This window comes from Paraglaciecola sp. 2405UD69-4 (assembly GCF_047525415.1).
In the GTDB taxonomy this organism is placed as follows: Bacteria; Pseudomonadota; Gammaproteobacteria; order Enterobacterales; family Alteromonadaceae; genus Paraglaciecola.
In genome coordinates this window covers 102,467-118,433 of record NZ_JBLIXM010000002.1, presented here as the reverse complement: position 1 = coordinate 118,433, position 15,967 = coordinate 102,467, and the positions used below count along the sequence as shown (strand labels likewise).

Here is a 15,967-nt window from a genome sequence, read left to right as displayed (position 1 = left end):
TTGGTATTCCTCCTGGTGACCTATTCTTCGTTAAACCAAACGATATTACGAGCGGCCATGATCAACTCACCGGCTTTCTCTTCGCTTAATTCTTCTATATCTGAAATTTCATCTGTACCTTGTTCTGCAAGCCCTTCGAGATCAGTGATCCCACGAGTTGCCAACATATAGGCTACATGTTTGTCCATCCCTTCAAGCTTTAACAACTCTTCTTTAGGCTCTGCGGCTTCAAGGGTTTCTTCGTTGGCCAACGCCCGAGTGGTTAAAGTAGCACGTGCTCTGTTACGTAACTCTTCTACCATCTCTTCTTCTAAACCGTCTATCTCTAATAGCTCATTAATTGGAACGTAAGCTATTTCTTCTAAAGTAGTGAAACCTTCATCCACTAAAACAGAAGCAAAATCTTCATCAATATCTAAACCGTTAGTGAAGACACCTAGTACTTTAGCGTTTTCTTCTTCATGTTTAGATTTCAATTCTTCAGTCGTCATAACGTTCAATTCCCAACCAGTTAACTGGCTTGCTAATCGAACATTCTGACCACTTCGGCCAATAGCTTGCGCTAAATTATCTGGCTCTACTGCTACATCCATAGATTGTTTATCTTCATCCACTACAATCGAAGATACTTCAGCTGGAGCCATAGCATTAATAACAAACTGAGCTGGGTTATCATCCCAAAGAACAATATCAACTCGCTCACCACTTAATTCGCCTGATACAGCCTGAACACGTGAACCTCGCATACCAACGCAAGCACCGACAGGATCAAGTCGCTTGTCATTTGTTTTTACTGCTATTTTTGCTCTAGAGCCTGGATCACGAGCAGCCGCTTTTATTTCTAACGTCTCTTCTGCAATCTCTGGAACTTCGATACGGAATAGCTCTACCAACATATCAGCATGGGTACGGCTTATAAATAACTGTGCCCCACGAGCTTCTGGTCGAATGACATAAAGCAAGCCACGGACTCTATCTCCTGGGCGGAAAGTTTCTCTAGGTAGCATATCGTCTCGGTAAATAACACCTTCAGCGTTATTTCCTAAATCAATAATAACGTTATCACGATTTACTTTCTTCACTGTCCCTGTAACTAGCTCACCAACACGATCTTGATATTCAGAAATAACTTGATCTCGCTCAGCTTCACGAACCTTTTGCACAATTACTTGCTTAGCTGTTTGAGTAGTTATTCGGTCAAAAGCGATTGATTCGATTTGATCTTCTACATAATCACCTAACTGAATGTCTGGCTCATCTAATTGAGCAGCAGATAACGACATTTCAGCCATTGGGTTTTCTTGTTCATGATCATCAGCTACCACTAACCACTGGCGAAATGTATCAAAGTGGCCAGTATCACGATTAATACTTACACGTACTTCAATTTCACCATCATTTTTCTTTTTAGTTGCGCTGGCAATAGCGTACTCTAACGCCTCAAAGATTTTCTCTCTTGGAACCTGTTTTTCGTTTGAAACGGCTTCAGCCACTAACAAAATTTCTTTATTCATTGTTGCCTCACTGATTACTCTCTTACGAAAGCCCTTGTCAGGTCTCCATCTTAATCAAAAGAGGGGACTAGATTACCTTTCTCAATATTCGCAATAGCCAAAACATGGGTTTGGTTATCAACTTCTAACGTTAGATTGCCTGCTTCGCACCCTAACACCTTTCCTTTATAGTTACGTCTGTCTCCCATTGGGATCTTCAATTTAACCGACACCACTTCACCTACACAGGTTAAATAATGTGCTTCTTTAAATAAAGGCCTATCCATTCCTGGTGACGACACTTCTAAGTTGTATTCTGTACTGATTGGATCTTCTACATCTAACACTGCACTTACTTGATAACTAACTTCAGCACAATGCTCAACACCGATACCATCAGGATGATCAATATATATTCTTAATGTTGAATGTTTACCTGCTCGGATAAACTCAACACCCACCATTTCGAAACCTAAAGCTTCAACCGGCGACGTTAACATTTCGGTTAACTTTTGTTCGAGTTGCGACAAAATCTTGCTCCAAAAACAAAAAAAGGGCCAAATGCCCAGAAAATTAATTACCCGTATGACTCTATAAACTTCACATTAAGAGTGTAAATTACGAACACAAAAAACCCCGTACATGCGGGGTTATTTGTTTCTGGACCCTAGTCCACTATAAAACTAAAACTGGGAGATAACCCAAATTTTAAAAAGTGGTTGTGGGATAACAAAAACGGCTTAACTAAATTAAACATACGTCTTCAATAACTCCCCACAAATAAAGCGTTACTATCATTAATCAATGAGGGAGTTCGCTTCTCAAGTGCGACGTATTGTACAGACCGAGCTAGTTAGTTGCAAGGCTAGCATAAGCTCACCCACTAAAAACGGCCAATTTTAAAACGAACGAGTTATCAATCTGCTTTTCAGCAACACCTAAACCAAAAAAACCACAAATAAACATGTGTTTATTTGTGGTTTATCATATGGTTGCGGGAGCAGGATTTGAACCTACGACCTTCGGGTTATGAGCCCGACGAGCTACCAGACTGCTCCATCCCGCGCTTGAAACTTTTAAAAAAACTTCACTATTACTATTGCAACCAATAACTTTATAAATCTATGAATACTTTGATTCAACTCTTTATAAAATATGGTTGCGGGAGCAGGATTTGAACCTACGACCTTCGGGTTATGAGCCCGACGAGCTACCAGACTGCTCCATCCCGCGCTTGAAATCTTCTTCAATAAAAGGCTTTCTAATTGCTGCCTCGTCTTGAGTGGGGCGTATTATACATAGCAAAGATTGCGGTGCAAGCAGTTAATACTGATAAAGATTAAAAACCTGTTCAAACGGTCAAACAACAGGCACACTGTTCAATTAAACACCGAAGAAATAGCTTTTTACTAATTATAAATCATTTAGCAATTAGATAATTGTTATACAAAGCAGAATTCCATCTTGTGGGCTAAGGCGAAGTCTAATTCTGTAATGCCATTAATATCATGAGTACATAGAGATACATCAACCTTATGATATGTATTATACCAATGGGGGTGATGATTAAGCTTTTCAGACCAAATTGCTACTTGTGTCATCCAACTAAAAGCTTCAATAAAACTTGTAAACTTAAAGGTTTTCACTAATTGATTGTCTTTTATTACCCGTTGTCTCATTATTTAACCCATCCAATGAGGCACGTATTTGTTTTTCAGTATATTTTTTCATGTGATAAGTTTCCCTAATAGAACTTATGCCAAGTATAAATTAACAAAGTGTAGATAAAAAAATTCCCGACTTAGCCGGGAGTTATTTTTACACTTTCAATTAAACATTAAAATTCAATGGCTAGTCGCGCATATATTTGTCGCCCTCTTGGATCATGGACCTTAGAGTCGAAACCACTATTTGTAAATACTTGTGGTGGATTCTCATTGGTAAGGTTAACCCCACCGATTGTGAATACGTATTCAGTTTGTATATCAAGTAAGGCAGACACATTAATGTTAAATTGTGCGTCATATGTCACATGGCTATCCACTTCTTTAAAACCTACAGTACAGCTACTTGTAAAGGCATTACCGTCAGCACAGTTTTGATCGTCATCATATGAGCTAATATAGCGTACATAAATATTGGCGCTGTAAGCCTCCATTTGCCACCCTAAACCAAAGTTTGCACGTAATTCAGGAGACGATACACCAATATTTGAAAAGTTACGGCGCCCAACACCATCTATTTTTCCAGCTTGGGGGTCATCTAAGTCATACTTAGTAACGTATGTTGCTGTAATATTTGGGGTGAACGTACCAGCACTATCGGTATCAATTTTATAACTAGTTACAAAATCAACCCCAGCCGTATTTAACGAACTAGCATTAACATAGGTGTTATTGACACCTATAAGAGGACCAGTTTCAGGATCTCCAGCTCGGTTTAATCGAGTCGTATCTGAAGGGTCCAAATTTAGTATAGCTTGTGCATTTTCTTGAATTATCAGATTCTCAAAATCAAAATTCCAATAATCCATCTCGATAGACCAATCATCTATGGGTTCAAATGAGAAACCAAGGTTGTAAGCTTCCGACTCTTCAGGAGTTAAATCTTCATTACCTGAGGTTCTTACCGCAGCAAAAGCACTTCCACCTCCTATTAAAGGATCTGATAATTGCTGCAAACTAGTTGCACCGCCGTCACGCATAAATATTGATGGTGCTCTAAATGATGATGATAATGATCCTCTCAGTGAAAAATCATCCGTCGCTCGATAGTTAAACGCAATCTTGTGATCAAGGGTGTCACCAATAGTGCCGCCGTAGTTCTCGTAACGCAACGCTAGTTGCACATCAAGTGTATCAAGAACAGGTAATGCAAGTTCTGCAAAGGCCGCTATTACGTCTAAGTCACCTTTTAAATCAGGGTTGCCAATAACAAATGTAAAGGAATCTTCGTTAGATAAAGCGTCATAGTCTTGGCTCAGTTGCTCCTTTCTATACTGAGCACCAAATGCCAGACCTGCTGTGCCGCCATCCATTTCGAAAACACTAATGGAAGCAAAACCTTCTAGTACTTCTAAGTCTGCATTTGAATCAATAACTTGTTCACCAGAAAATGAGTTAATTACATTTTCAGAATTAGGCGATGTTGTATACGATGTAGCAAAGGGGTTGAAATATTCACACAACCCTTCACCTGGAGTGCCCGAAATAGGATCGCAACCGCGCCCCCCTAAGCCATTTAATGCAAGGGTAAATTTATCTTTGATAACATCTTCAACGCGAAACAAAAAATCATTACTGGCGTTGGTATAACTTAATTCCCAGAAACCATCTTCAAGCTCACCTGTTAGCATTGTATTAAATCGGAATGTATCTGACTCTGTGTTTGCAGGGTCAGCGTCGATACCATTTCCCTCAGCACGGCCGAAAAATACAACATCTGCGCCAAACACGTTATTAGGATGACTAGCTGGTACAACAGGTCCAGTCAGAATGGGGAAACTAGGTGCTCCGCCACGTTCAGCTCGATTACGTGCCAAGCTTATCTCTGTAGTCCAAACCATATCGTTGTCAAATTCATAAGTACTGTTTAAATAAACATTTAAACGAGACTCTTTTGGTACGTAAGAATACCCAGGTCCAAAATCAAATTGACATAAGCCAATACCAGGAATACCAGCTCCAAGATCGTTAATAGTCCCCCCAAATTCTTCACAACCTGTGGGATCAATAACAGGCACACCTGCGGGTACGCCAGGAACCCCAAAAAATGAACCGGGGTTACCCAAATTACTAGTATCATCTTGAGGACGAGACAAACGTCTATCGCTTATGAATAAGGGAGAGCGATTCGTATAACTTAAGGCGCCCATTACACTGCTCTTATCACCAACTGCGCCCCAAAGCCCTTGAATATTATATTCACTGTTATCACCATAAGCTCCATCCTGATAATCCAGAGTCACTTTAGCACCTTCATAATTACGCTTAGTAATAAAGTTAACGACACCGGCTACAGCATCTGAACCATACAGGGCAGAGGCACCATCTTTAATAACTTCCATACGATCAATTGCAATCATCGGCACTAAAGAACTTGTATCAACAAAATTTAAGCCCTCGTTTGTGGGCTGAGAATTTACTACCTGTCGTTTGCTATTTAACAATACTAGCGTTGAAGCAACGCCTAGCCCCCGTAAATTAATATTAGATGTACCAGCTGTCGCATTTTGCGTGAATGCATCAGGATTATTTTCAGCACCTGTGTTTATAGTTAGCGATTGCGTTATGTCAGCTATACTTTTTGCACCAATAGAGTCAATATTGGTGCTATTTATTACTGCTAAAGGAGATGGTGACTCGAAATTTTCGCTACGTCTCACAAAGCTCCCAGTTACCATAATCAATTCAACGTCTTGCTCTTTTTCTGCTTCTTGCTCTTGGGCATTAGCAATATTATTAGCGGTTAAAAGCTGAGCAGATATTGCAGCAGCTAGTACTGTAAATTGTGTTTTTAGTCTCATACTGTGTTCCCAGTAGGTGATTATTAGTAATTAAATTCTCTACATAGGACTCAGACTAAATATCGCGCTTTGCCAAAACCCAATGAACAATTTAACTCTAATAACGTTGTCATTAATGAGTACCTGAACCAACAAGCTTTTCAGATCTCATCAAGGATAGTAGGCGGCAAAACCCCAACTGTAAACGAATTGTTATTTATATGTAAACATAAGACATCAGGATGGTCCGACCATTAAAACTAAAGGATAATATTTAGTTAATAAAATGAATCAATGGTTGGAGAAAGATGGGCACGACCATAACAATGGCCGTGCATAATGACTAGTTTGCTCCGACAAGTAAGGTTAAAAACACACCTTTTAAGGCTGGTTTTTCTCTGTTTTCAATCTCAGCTGTTGTCTCAAAATAAAAAAGCTTACCTGTTCCTTTCTGCTCTGTTTTTACTAAGGTTGAGTGAAAACGCACTTTATCGTTGACCCGTACAGGCTCAATAAAACGGATCTTATCCACACCATAATTTAGCAAGGTTGGAAAGTTCGGATCAGCTTGAATAGAAGCATATAGGCAATTAGGTATCAAGGTAACAGAGTAATATCCATGGGCGATTGTGCATCCATATGGACTATTTTTAGCACAACGTTCTTCATCAACATGTATCCACTGGTGATCACCCGTTGCCTCGGCAAACAGATTGATATCTGACTGGCTTATTGTTACCCATTCACTCACAGGTAATTGTTCCCCGGGGATTAATTCTAATAATTTCTTATTCATGTACTACTCCAAAATAAACTTAGTTTGGTCATTCTAACAGCAAGGAAAATATCAATATAATGAATATTTAACATACTTTAACATTGATTTAACTAATAAATAACGTATCATTTAAAAAATTCGTCACATGAGTACTTTTTATGAATTTACACCGTATCGATTTGAATCTTTTTGCTGTTTTTGATGCTATCTACACCGCGGGAAGCCTTACTAAGGCCGCAGATGTACTTTGTATAACGCAACCGGCAGTGAGTAATTCATTAGCCCGCTTACGCGAAATGCTAAACGACCCATTGTTTGTAAGAACGGGACATTCCATGACCCCTACTCCTGTTGCTCAAAATATAATAGGACCGGCTAGAGAAGCTTTAGGTTTACTCAGGAAAAGTGTTCAAGAGAGTCATATATTCGATCCGTTGAAAGCCGAAAAAACCTATAGTTTCGCCACCAGAGATTTATTAGAAGCAACTATAATGCCCCGCCTACTGGCCTCCTTACAAAAAAGTGCACCGCAAATATCCGTCACTAACTATGAAGTAAGCCGTAAAAATATTGTTTCTGCCATGGCCAGTGGAAACTTAGACTTTTACGCTGATGCATCTTCTTTTACCGATCCGTATCTTTGTAAGCAAAAGCTTGCACAAGACCGCTTTGTGGTTATTGCTCGTAAAAATCACCCTGATTTAGCAAATGGTATGACACTAGATGCATTTTTAAGGTTAGGCCACATTAATGTATCCCAAAGAAGAATTGGGCCAGGCCCAATAGAAGTTGCCCTTGATAAACTAGGGGAAAAAAGAAAAGTGGTCATGCGCGGCCAACATTTTTTAACTGTCCCCTCAGCTATTGTTAAGACAGATTTAATCGCTTGTTTACCTTACCACCTAGCAAAACACTACGACTTATCTCTGTATGAAATGCCTTTCGATCTTCCCTTACTTGAATATTTTTTATATTGGCATGTTAGTTCAGATTTAGATGATGCTCATATATGGATGCGAAAACAAATCGCTGAAATGGCAAAGGCATATCACCCTAGTTAGCTCGTTATAACTCTTAACATTCAGCTTTTGCATCTAGTTTTTTCGAGCATGCAAAAGCTCAACACCTTATAAACCTGTTGCTTGACCGGCTTAAGAAACCATTTTAATTATTTTATAATGGCCGCTGATTTAACTTGCGCCCACACGGCTTTCCCTTCAGATAAACCAAGTAGTGAAACTGACTTATTCGTAACTCTAGCTATTAGGGTCGTAGCACCTATTTTTAGTTTTATAAGGGCAGTTGCAGATTCTGTTTCTTGAATAATTTCTATAATAACCGCTGCTAACTGATTTAAAACACTCGAATCAGGGTATGCCTGTAAGGCAACACTCACATCACTTGCTAAAACTCTTAACCTACAGAATGAGTTTGTGATGTCATTAGCATGCTTTGGTAACCATAATTGCCCACCATCAAAAGTCACTCTCATTAACTGCCACTTCTCATCTATCTCTAGAACATGACAGTCAAGAACACACCCAAGCTCATGGTAACTTTGCCACTGCATATCTAAACTTGAAAACAACTCTGGTACATTACTTTGTCTGATTAATTTCCCATCTTTTAGTACTAAAACTCGGTCAGCTAAACGCACTAACTCGTCAAGAGAATGAGTTACATATAAAATAGGGATCTCAAACTTGTCTCGTAACGATTCTAAATAGGGTAAAATTTCTAGTTTTCGATTAACATCTAAAGACGCCAGTGGTTCGTCCATTAGTAATAGAGTTGGCTGTGCTAACAATGCCCTTGCAATTGAAACTCTTTGCTTTTCTCCTCCAGACAAAAGATTAGAACTTCTATCTAATAAACAACTAATGCCCATCACTTTGACAACCTGATCATAAAAGCCTTTGTCAAAGGCTTTGTTTGAACGTTTCACAGCATAGGATAGGTTTCCTGCAACGGTTAAATGTTCAAATAAACTTGGCTCCTGAAAAACATAGCCAATCGAGCGACAATGAGGGGCTTTAAAATAGCCTTCAGCTTGCCATACCTCACCATTTATTGAGAGGCTTGCGGTAGTTGCTTTCTGAAGACCTGCAATACACCTTAATAAAGTGGTTTTTCCAGAACCTGACTCGCCATAAATAACAGTTACACCTAAAGTTGGTATTTTAAAACTAAGGTCTAACTCAAAGACGCTATCGTTACTTTTCCTAGCAATTCTTTCAAACCTAGCATTCATCATTCGTTCTTTCGCGTCTAAAACACTGGGGTTATTTTCCATTATTTCCCCCTATTCTTTTTCGCTGTAAACCAAACAATAAAAGTAATACCAGAAACGAAAACCCTAACATGATAGCTGCTAGAAAATGAGCATTACCGTACTGCAACGCTTCGACGTGATCATAGATTTGTATTGAAACCACTCTAGTCTCGTTTGGAATACTGCCTCCCATCATCAACACTATTCCAAACTCTCCGATTGTGTGGGCAAAACCAAGTACTGCAGCCGTAATAAAACCGGATTTCGCCAAGGGTAAAACTACAGTAAAAAAACGATCCACAGGACCTGCACCTAAAGTTGCGGCCACCTCTAAGGGCCTTTCCCCAATGCTTTGAATCGCATTTTGTATAGGCTGCACCACAAATGGTAAAGAATAAATCATTGACGCAATTACCAATCCGGGAAAGGTAAAAGGCAAAAGGCCTATCCCTAAACTTTGTGTCACTTTACCAACGGGCCCATTGGGGCCCATCAATATCAATAAATAAAACCCTAAAACCGTGGGGGGCAAGATTAAGGGTAAGGCTACCAAAGCTCCAACCGGCACCTTTAACCATGAAGAGGTTTTTGCTAACCACCAAGCAATGGGAGTTGCAAAAATAAGAAGCAAAACAGTCACTGTGGACGCTAAGCGCAAGGTTAACCAAATGGTATCTAGATCGTCTTGTGATAAACTCAAACCGCAGGACTCATAGTTAAGCTATACCCAAATGAAGATATGATAGTTTGGCCTTTCTCTGATTGCATAAAATCAACCAGTGCTAATGCAGCCAAATTGTTTTGCGCTTTTTTTAACACTATTGCTTGCTGTTCAATCGGCGTATGCCATTCTGCCGGAATAGTCCATACAGAATGTTCGGAAGGTTTCTGTAAAGCCACTTGTGACAAAGCCACAAATCCCAGCTCAGCATTTCCAGAATTAACAAATTGATAAGCTTGCGCGATATTTTCAGCAATTACCCACTTAGGCTTTAACTCTTGCTGTAAGGTTAAATGTTCTAGCACTTCTAACGCTGCTAAACCATATGGAGCGACTCTAGGGTTTGCCAAGGCTATTTTATTAAAATCCCCTTTAACTAGTACATCTTTTGCACTCACGCTATTATGTTTTACTTTGCCCATTAAAACTAAATGGCCAATAGCATAGGTAAATCTGCTATCTGCTACTGCATACCCTACTTTATCTATCTCAACTGGCTTTTTAGTATCAGCAGAGAAAAAGACATCATAAGGAGCGCCGTTCAAAATCTGTGCATAAAACTTTCCTGAAGAGCCAAAAGATAAGACATAAGAGTGATCTGATTCTTGCTCTAATACCCGTATTAACTCTTGCATACACTGCCTAAAATTAGCAGCTACGGCTAAATGCGCAGAATCACCACTAGCCTTAAAGCTAATAACACTTAAAATTAAAAACAATCCAAAAAAACACTTCATTATTACCTTAAAGCCTTACTAAAAGTTTCTGTCACCAATAATTTAAATAAGCTATCTATTATTTACTAGACTCATTCTGTAACGCAATTTGCAGTTCTACTCTTTTTATTTCTCTAATGACGGACAATCTATTTAACTCCATAAAAAACCAAATTCTTGCGATAGCAAAGCCTACACCAGATAACAGGGTTCCTGCTAACCAATTAATCTTTAAGCTAATATCATCTTGATTAAGCAACTTAAAACCACAATAAAATGCACCTGCGGCAAATATAAGTTGTAATGAAACCACTACAATAAAGCTCAATCTAAATGTCCCATGAAAGCTTTTACCTATCAATTGCAAGGCATTGGCTTGCTCTTCTGAAAAGTTATCAGAATCTTTGCTATCTTGTATTCCGTTCAATATTTTTTTGTCAAATTTATCCATTGAAATCTCCTTTTAAGTTACTCTTGATATGTTTTCTTGCATAATACAACCGAGATTTTACCGTTCCCGGTGGCACACCTATGATCTTAGATATCTCAGACATACTTAACCCCTCTAAATAATGTAGGTGCACAAGCTCATATGCTAGTGCTGGAAGTCCTGCCAACAAAACCTCAAAGTTTTTAGTAGCTTCCTGATTAACATCCCCATCGCTAAGGTTACAAAAAGCTTTGTATTCTTCATCTAATCTTACCTGTTGCTGTTTTTGACGAATAAAATCTACAGATTTGTTATGTAATACCCTGTAGATCCAAGTTGGGAATGTAGCTGGATCATGGAGTTTCCTTAAGGATTTACACATGACCTCAAGAGTTATCTGCACAACATCTTCTGCTTTTGAAGGATCATTGACCCGACGGATGGCATATCGCAATAGCTTTGGGTACCAAATGCGAATTAACTTCTGCCAAGCAAGCTCATCACCTAGCTGGCATTGGATGACTAAGCATTCAGTTAATATTTGATCACTATTTCGTTTCATATAGTTAAAGTCGAATGTGACTTCAAATGGGTTCAATTATTTTTATTCACTTAAAAATAAATGATATAGGTAGCAACAAGCATTAGGTGTAGACAACAAACTGCTTCACATTGTCATCTGTTTAGTTTCCACATTTGTTATTAACGCCTTTTGAGATAACCTTGAATAGTAAGTGCGGGTTAATCCCCCTTCATTACATAAGCTTGGGTTCCCCATAACGGAACAGTTGATAAACTATGCTTAAAACTACCGGATGTCTCTTTGGTAGAGTAAGACACATACATTAATGTTTGGCTCATCTCATCATAAATTCGTCTAATTTTCATCGTTTTAAAAAATATGCTTTTTGATTTTTTAAACACGATATCTCCAGATTTTGACTTATCAATTGCTTGGATCATAGCTGTGGTAATAGGGCCAGTTTGACGACAAGCAATTGAACTATCTGAGGGGTCGGACAAACTAAGGTCTGCTTCAATACTTGCTATATGACAAGTTACCCCAGTCACTACAGGGTCAACTAAAATATTTAGCTTGATATCCTTAGTCGTAAAGGCTCCAAGTGAAATATCACCCACTTCATTTTTGTCACATCCTAATAAGATGAGAACAACAACTAAAATTAACCCACCATTTTTCATAATTTCATCCTAAAAGTTAATATAAATTGAAATACTTATACTAAAATAATTTTTTTTAAATAAATTTTGAACTTTTTATCCTAAAAAGGCGACTTACCTAGTAGGCAGCGTAGTGAACTGCCGACTCCCTGGGCCGTTTAGTATGAAATTCATACTAACGGCTTTTTACTTTTAGATACTTAATCAGGGTAACACTAACTTAGTGATAAAAAATCCCTTCTTCGCTAGCTATTCAAAGACTAGCTAGTCACAAAACCCATATTTAATGAAACTTTTTCAATTGCGGCCCAAGATCCGTAACTATTGAAGTTATCAAGAGGTTTAATACCAATTTATAGTTAAATGCTGTATATTCCGCGCTCATTTTTGCAAGGTTTAGGAACAATATGAAATTTACAAATTTAGGTTTAGCCAGTGAAATCCAAAAGGCACTAGATGTTTGTGGTTATACTGATATGACTCCTGTGCAAAAACAAGCCATAGTGCCAGCCCGAAGAGGTAAAGACCTCTTAGTTAATGCCCAAACAGGCACAGGCAAAACAGCCGCATTTTCGTTACCTATCATTCAACAAATGCTAGATACACCAAAGGAAACTATCCCCAATAATCCTAGAGCTCTTATTTTAACGCCCACAAGAGAGTTAGCAGAGCAGTTAGCCAATGCCATAGCTAGCTATACGCAATTTTGTAACTTATCTGTGACTGCCCTATTTGGTGGTGTAAAAATGGGTGGTCAAAGTGCTAAGTTAAAACAAGGAGTTGATATTCTTATTTCAACTCCGGGACGTTTGTTAGAGCACATTGCCTTACGAAGTGTCACATTAGCCCATGCTGAATTTGTGGTTTTAGACGAAGCTGACAGGATGTTAGATATGGGCTTTATTGCCGACGTGAACACCTTACTAAGTCAAACACCTCCAACACGGCAAACTCTTTTGTTTTCAGCCACTAGCTCTGCTGCTGTAAACGAGTTATCTCACAAAGTGTTGCGAAATCATAGTGAGATCCGAGTAACAAAGATAAACACCACAGCTGATACTGTCTCACATGTTATGTACCCAGTAGAAGAGGCTAAAAAAGTTGATTTATTTAAAGTATTGTTAAGAGAAAACAACTGGTTCCAAGTACTTGTATTTACGAGTACTAAAGACCAAGCAGACAGACTAATGTCGGCTTTAAAATTAGCTAAAATTGATGCAGCTGTTTGTCATTCAGATAAAAGCCAAGGTGCAAGAAGGCGAGCTATTGCAGATTTTAAATCGGCTAAAATACAAGTATTAATTGCAACTGAAGTAGCTGCCAGAGGATTAGACATTCAAGGCTTAGACCATGTGGTGAACTTTAACCTTCCTTACCTACCTGAAGACTATGTACACAGAATCGGAAGAACAGGCCGAGCGGGTAATCAAGGATATGCAATATCATTTGTCAGTAGAGAAGAAGAAAGTACAGTTGCAAGGATTGAGAAACTAATTGGCAACAAAATTAAGCGGATCAACAAACCAGGTTTTGAAGTAAGCAACCGTGTTAGCTTATTGAAAAGTGTTTCTAAAAACACTCGGAATCAACGCAGTAACAAAGCTACGGCGACGCAGATAAACCGCGAAAAAACAGCAGCTCATAAAGCTAAAAAACCTAAGTCGAAATATTCTAATTCCCGAAAAAGTAAAAAGTAAAAAGTAAGCTGTAAACGAAAAGTACTGTAGATCAGTGCTTTTCGTTATCCACCTGCTAAAAAGTGTTTTATTGAGTCTTTGTAATTACGACTTACTTTTATCTTTTCAAACTCACCCAACTGTAAAAAGAACTCTCCTTTAGTATGAGGAATGACTTTTTGAATGAAATTTAAATTTACAATTGTCGAACGATGTACCCGTTTGAATAATGTGGTATCCAACTCCTCCAAAAGCTCCTTTAATGTAATACGTTTGATATGAGTTTTACCTTTAGCATGAAGGCAAACATAGTCTCCAGCGGCATCAATCCATTCAACATCAGATTGTTTCAAAATTGTAATTTCGTCTCTATCTTTAATGACTACTTTACGATCAACTTGTTGGTCAGAAAGTGATTGGCTCACCTTATTTGTATTTTTGTCTTGCCTGTCACTATTATGCTCAATAGCATTGATGGCACCTAAAATACTGGGTTTACTACTTGGTTTTTCTTTACTTAAACGTTGCTGGGCTCTATGTACAGCTCTTTTAATTCTCTCATCATCTATAGGCTTTAAGATGTAATCCACTGCATGAATATCAAAGGCATCGAGAGCATATTGTTCGTAAGCTGTTGTAAAAACCACTAGTGGTGACATATCACTTTGTAAATTTTTAACCACATCAAATCCATTCAGCCCTGGCATTTGAATATCTAAAAATACTAAGTCAGGGGCTAAATCCATAATTGCTGAAATCGCTTCTCTGCCATTACTTGCTTGCCCGACTATTTCTATTTCTGGTAGTTTTTTTAATTTAGCTTGTAATAGTTTTAATGCTAGTGGTTCATCATCAACAATCAAAGTATTTATTTTGCTCATATGTATTGCTCTTTATGTGAATGCAAGAGACCCTCACTTGACACAAAATTTGTTTCAATTAAACCATCTTCCCACGGAATATTAATACTGGTTTTCAACCCTCCGGAAGATAAAATCGTAATATCAATAGAAAAATCATCTTGGTATAGAGCTTTGAGCCTATCATTTGTATTACGAAGCCCTACACCCCTTCCCTTTGAGCTTTCCATTTTACTTTTACCAATTTTACTGCCACTACCAGTATCACTTAGCGCTAGCTTTAATCGTCCAGCTTCAACCTTTGCCGCTAAACTAATAGTCCCCCCTAATTCATTTTGCGAGATAGCATGCTTCATAGAATTTTCAATTATAGGCTGCAATAACAAGCTAGGAACTAACGCCATTTGAGCATCACTATCTATATTGAAATCTAGTCCTAACCTGTCGCCAAACCGCGTTTTCTCTATCTCAAGATATAAGTTAATTGCGGCAACTTCGTTTTTTAAGGTAATTTTTGTATCAGGGTTATTATCTAAAGAATGCCTCAAGAAACGGCTAAGCTGTACTGTCATTTTTTGTGCTTTCTCCGACTCTTCTACTTCAACAAGAGAATTAATAGCATTTAAAGTATTACATAAAAAGTGAGGGTTCAGTTGATAACGCAACATCTTTATTTGAGAGTCCCGCGCGATAGATTGAGCTCGAATTCTTTTTAATTGCTCTTCCCTTGCTTCAGCTTCTGCTTTTAACATTATTCTATGTTCAGTTTGTAATAAGTCATTGTAGCGAATCCCGTGAAACATCCCTGCCCAACACAAAAAGATAAACATACTAGCAAAATGCCAACCACCAAATTCACTCCACTCAGTTGTGTCTTCTGTCAATAAGACAAAGGCTTCTATTCTAAAAAAGGTCCAGACAAAAGAGACCAGCAACACCATAGCTAATCCAAGGGTTGCCCGGTATGTGATGTTAATGTTCCAGATACGAATAAAACCAAAGTATAAAATTATAGTGAGGGTCAATCCTACCAAAGCTTGTGCCAGCATATGTAATATGTGAGTCCAATCATAGGGGCCGTACCAAAGGGTCAGAGAAACGAAGCTAATAACACTTACAAACACCCAAAAGCCAACGTGTAGAAGCCAAAATTTATAAATAGGCACCCATTCATCTTTCTTGGGTAAAGAATCAAATTCGGTCGATATCATCTGAATATTCCAGTATGTAAAAAAAGACAATTTGAAAATATAAGATTAAAACTCTTGTCCTGTTCATGCTCTTTAAGGCTAGCGATGCTGCAAACTAGAATAATCAAACTAAAATCACTAATCG

The 15,967-nt window shown here is 38.3% G+C and carries 15 protein-coding genes and 2 tRNA genes; 2 read left to right on the top strand and 15 right to left on the bottom strand.

The window, feature by feature from the left end:
• Window positions 1-20: 20 nt before the first annotated feature.
• From nusA to ACMUMK_RS07055, 7 genes are all read right to left on the bottom strand, one after another.
• Window positions 21-1,514 carry a transcription termination factor NusA gene (nusA, locus tag ACMUMK_RS07085; protein WP_414700434.1) on the bottom strand — a complete coding sequence of 498 codons (1,494 nt, stop codon included), beginning with the start codon at window positions 1,512-1,514 and terminating at the stop codon, window positions 21-23.
• 50 nt (window positions 1,515-1,564) lie between these two features.
• Window positions 1,565-2,023: a ribosome maturation factor RimP gene (gene rimP, locus ACMUMK_RS07080; RefSeq protein WP_414700433.1), complete on the bottom strand. Its 459-nt coding sequence runs from the start codon at window positions 2,021-2,023 to the stop codon at window positions 1,565-1,567.
• Between the two features lie 459 nt (window positions 2,024-2,482).
• Window positions 2,483-2,559 (bottom strand) — tRNA-Met (locus ACMUMK_RS07075).
• Window positions 2,560-2,649: 90 nt separating this feature from the next.
• Window positions 2,650-2,726 (bottom strand) — tRNA-Met (locus tag ACMUMK_RS07070).
• Between the two features lie 209 nt (window positions 2,727-2,935).
• Complete coding sequence (locus ACMUMK_RS07065) at window positions 2,936-3,172, bottom strand: 4a-hydroxytetrahydrobiopterin dehydratase (RefSeq protein WP_414700432.1); 237 nt, start codon at window positions 3,170-3,172, stop codon at window positions 2,936-2,938.
• A gap of 158 nt (window positions 3,173-3,330) precedes the next feature.
• Window positions 3,331-6,018, bottom strand: coding sequence for a TonB-dependent receptor plug domain-containing protein (locus tag ACMUMK_RS07060; protein WP_414700431.1), 2,688 nt, complete (start codon window positions 6,016-6,018; stop codon window positions 3,331-3,333).
• Between the two features lie 322 nt (window positions 6,019-6,340).
• Complete coding sequence (locus tag ACMUMK_RS07055; protein ID WP_414700430.1) at window positions 6,341-6,793, bottom strand: MaoC family dehydratase; 453 nt, start codon at window positions 6,791-6,793, stop codon at window positions 6,341-6,343.
• A gap of 140 nt (window positions 6,794-6,933) precedes the next feature.
• Here ACMUMK_RS07055 and ACMUMK_RS07050 point away from each other — a divergent pair, with 140 nt between their 5' ends.
• The gene (locus ACMUMK_RS07050) at window positions 6,934-7,836 is read left to right on the top strand and encodes a LysR family transcriptional regulator (protein ID WP_414700429.1); all 903 of its coding nucleotides are present in this window, start codon (window positions 6,934-6,936) and stop codon (window positions 7,834-7,836) included.
• 107 nt (window positions 7,837-7,943) lie between these two features.
• On the opposite strand, the gene modC is transcribed toward ACMUMK_RS07050, so the two are convergent.
• From modC to ACMUMK_RS07020, 6 genes are all read right to left on the bottom strand, one after another.
• Entirely contained in the window at window positions 7,944-9,068 is a 1,125-nt protein-coding gene (gene modC / locus ACMUMK_RS07045; RefSeq protein WP_414700428.1) for a molybdenum ABC transporter ATP-binding protein, read from the bottom strand.
• Window positions 9,058-9,747, bottom strand: coding sequence for a molybdate ABC transporter permease subunit (gene modB, locus ACMUMK_RS07040; protein WP_414700427.1), 690 nt, complete (start codon window positions 9,745-9,747; stop codon window positions 9,058-9,060). Before modB ends, modC begins: the two co-directional genes overlap by 11 nt.
• Complete coding sequence (modA, locus tag ACMUMK_RS07035) at window positions 9,744-10,505, bottom strand: molybdate ABC transporter substrate-binding protein (RefSeq protein WP_414700426.1); 762 nt, start codon at window positions 10,503-10,505, stop codon at window positions 9,744-9,746. The genes modB and modA overlap by 4 nt, the downstream gene beginning before the upstream one ends.
• Window positions 10,506-10,563: 58 nt before the next feature.
• Complete coding sequence (locus ACMUMK_RS07030) at window positions 10,564-10,935, bottom strand: DUF6768 family protein (RefSeq protein ID WP_414700425.1); 372 nt, start codon at window positions 10,933-10,935, stop codon at window positions 10,564-10,566.
• Complete coding sequence (locus tag ACMUMK_RS07025; protein ID WP_414700424.1) at window positions 10,928-11,512, bottom strand: RNA polymerase sigma factor; 585 nt, start codon at window positions 11,510-11,512, stop codon at window positions 10,928-10,930. Before ACMUMK_RS07025 ends, ACMUMK_RS07030 begins: the two co-directional genes overlap by 8 nt.
• Window positions 11,513-11,655: 143 nt before the next feature.
• Complete coding sequence (locus ACMUMK_RS07020; protein WP_414700423.1) at window positions 11,656-12,117, bottom strand: CreA family protein; 462 nt, start codon at window positions 12,115-12,117, stop codon at window positions 11,656-11,658.
• 386 nt (window positions 12,118-12,503) lie between these two features.
• Here ACMUMK_RS07020 and ACMUMK_RS07015 point away from each other — a divergent pair, with 386 nt between their 5' ends.
• Window positions 12,504-13,793, top strand: a complete 1,290-nt coding sequence (locus ACMUMK_RS07015; protein ID WP_414700422.1) for a DEAD/DEAH box helicase — start codon at window positions 12,504-12,506, stop codon at window positions 13,791-13,793.
• A gap of 44 nt (window positions 13,794-13,837) precedes the next feature.
• On the opposite strand, the gene ACMUMK_RS07010 is transcribed toward ACMUMK_RS07015, so the two are convergent.
• On the bottom strand, window positions 13,838-14,653 hold the full coding sequence (locus ACMUMK_RS07010; RefSeq protein WP_414700421.1) for a LytR/AlgR family response regulator transcription factor: 816 nt from the start codon (window positions 14,651-14,653) through the stop codon (window positions 13,838-13,840).
• On the bottom strand, window positions 14,650-15,843 hold the full coding sequence (locus ACMUMK_RS07005) for a sensor histidine kinase (RefSeq protein ID WP_414700420.1): 1,194 nt from the start codon (window positions 15,841-15,843) through the stop codon (window positions 14,650-14,652). The genes ACMUMK_RS07010 and ACMUMK_RS07005 overlap by 4 nt, the downstream gene beginning before the upstream one ends.
• Window positions 15,844-15,967: the final 124 nt, after the last annotated feature.

What these genes read in the sequence shown, in the direction of transcription:
- nusA (WP_414700434.1), bottom strand. Translation starts at nt 1,514, where the DNA reads ATGAATAAAGAAATTTTGTTAGTGGCTGAAGCCGTTTCAAACGAAAAA.
- ACMUMK_RS07065 (WP_414700432.1), bottom strand. Translation starts at nt 3,172, where the DNA reads ATGAGACAACGGGTAATAAAAGACAATCAATTAGTGAAAACCTTTAAG.
- ACMUMK_RS07060 (WP_414700431.1), bottom strand. Translation starts at nt 6,018, where the DNA reads ATGAGACTAAAAACACAATTTACAGTACTAGCTGCTGCAATATCTGCT.
- ACMUMK_RS07055 (WP_414700430.1), bottom strand. Translation starts at nt 6,793, where the DNA reads ATGAATAAGAAATTATTAGAATTAATCCCCGGGGAACAATTACCTGTG.
- ACMUMK_RS07050 (WP_414700429.1), top strand. Translation starts at nt 6,934, where the DNA reads ATGAATTTACACCGTATCGATTTGAATCTTTTTGCTGTTTTTGATGCT.
- modC (WP_414700428.1), bottom strand. Translation starts at nt 9,068, where the DNA reads ATGGAAAATAACCCCAGTGTTTTAGACGCGAAAGAACGAATGATGAAT.
- modA (WP_414700426.1), bottom strand. Translation starts at nt 10,505, where the DNA reads ATGAAGTGTTTTTTTGGATTGTTTTTAATTTTAAGTGTTATTAGCTTT.
- ACMUMK_RS07030 (WP_414700425.1), bottom strand. Translation starts at nt 10,935, where the DNA reads ATGGATAAATTTGACAAAAAAATATTGAACGGAATACAAGATAGCAAA.
- ACMUMK_RS07020 (WP_414700423.1), bottom strand. Translation starts at nt 12,117, where the DNA reads ATGAAAAATGGTGGGTTAATTTTAGTTGTTGTTCTCATCTTATTAGGA.
- ACMUMK_RS07015 (WP_414700422.1), top strand. Translation starts at nt 12,504, where the DNA reads ATGAAATTTACAAATTTAGGTTTAGCCAGTGAAATCCAAAAGGCACTA.
- ACMUMK_RS07010 (WP_414700421.1), bottom strand. Translation starts at nt 14,653, where the DNA reads ATGAGCAAAATAAATACTTTGATTGTTGATGATGAACCACTAGCATTA.
- ACMUMK_RS07005 (WP_414700420.1), bottom strand. Translation starts at nt 15,843, where the DNA reads ATGATATCGACCGAATTTGATTCTTTACCCAAGAAAGATGAATGGGTG.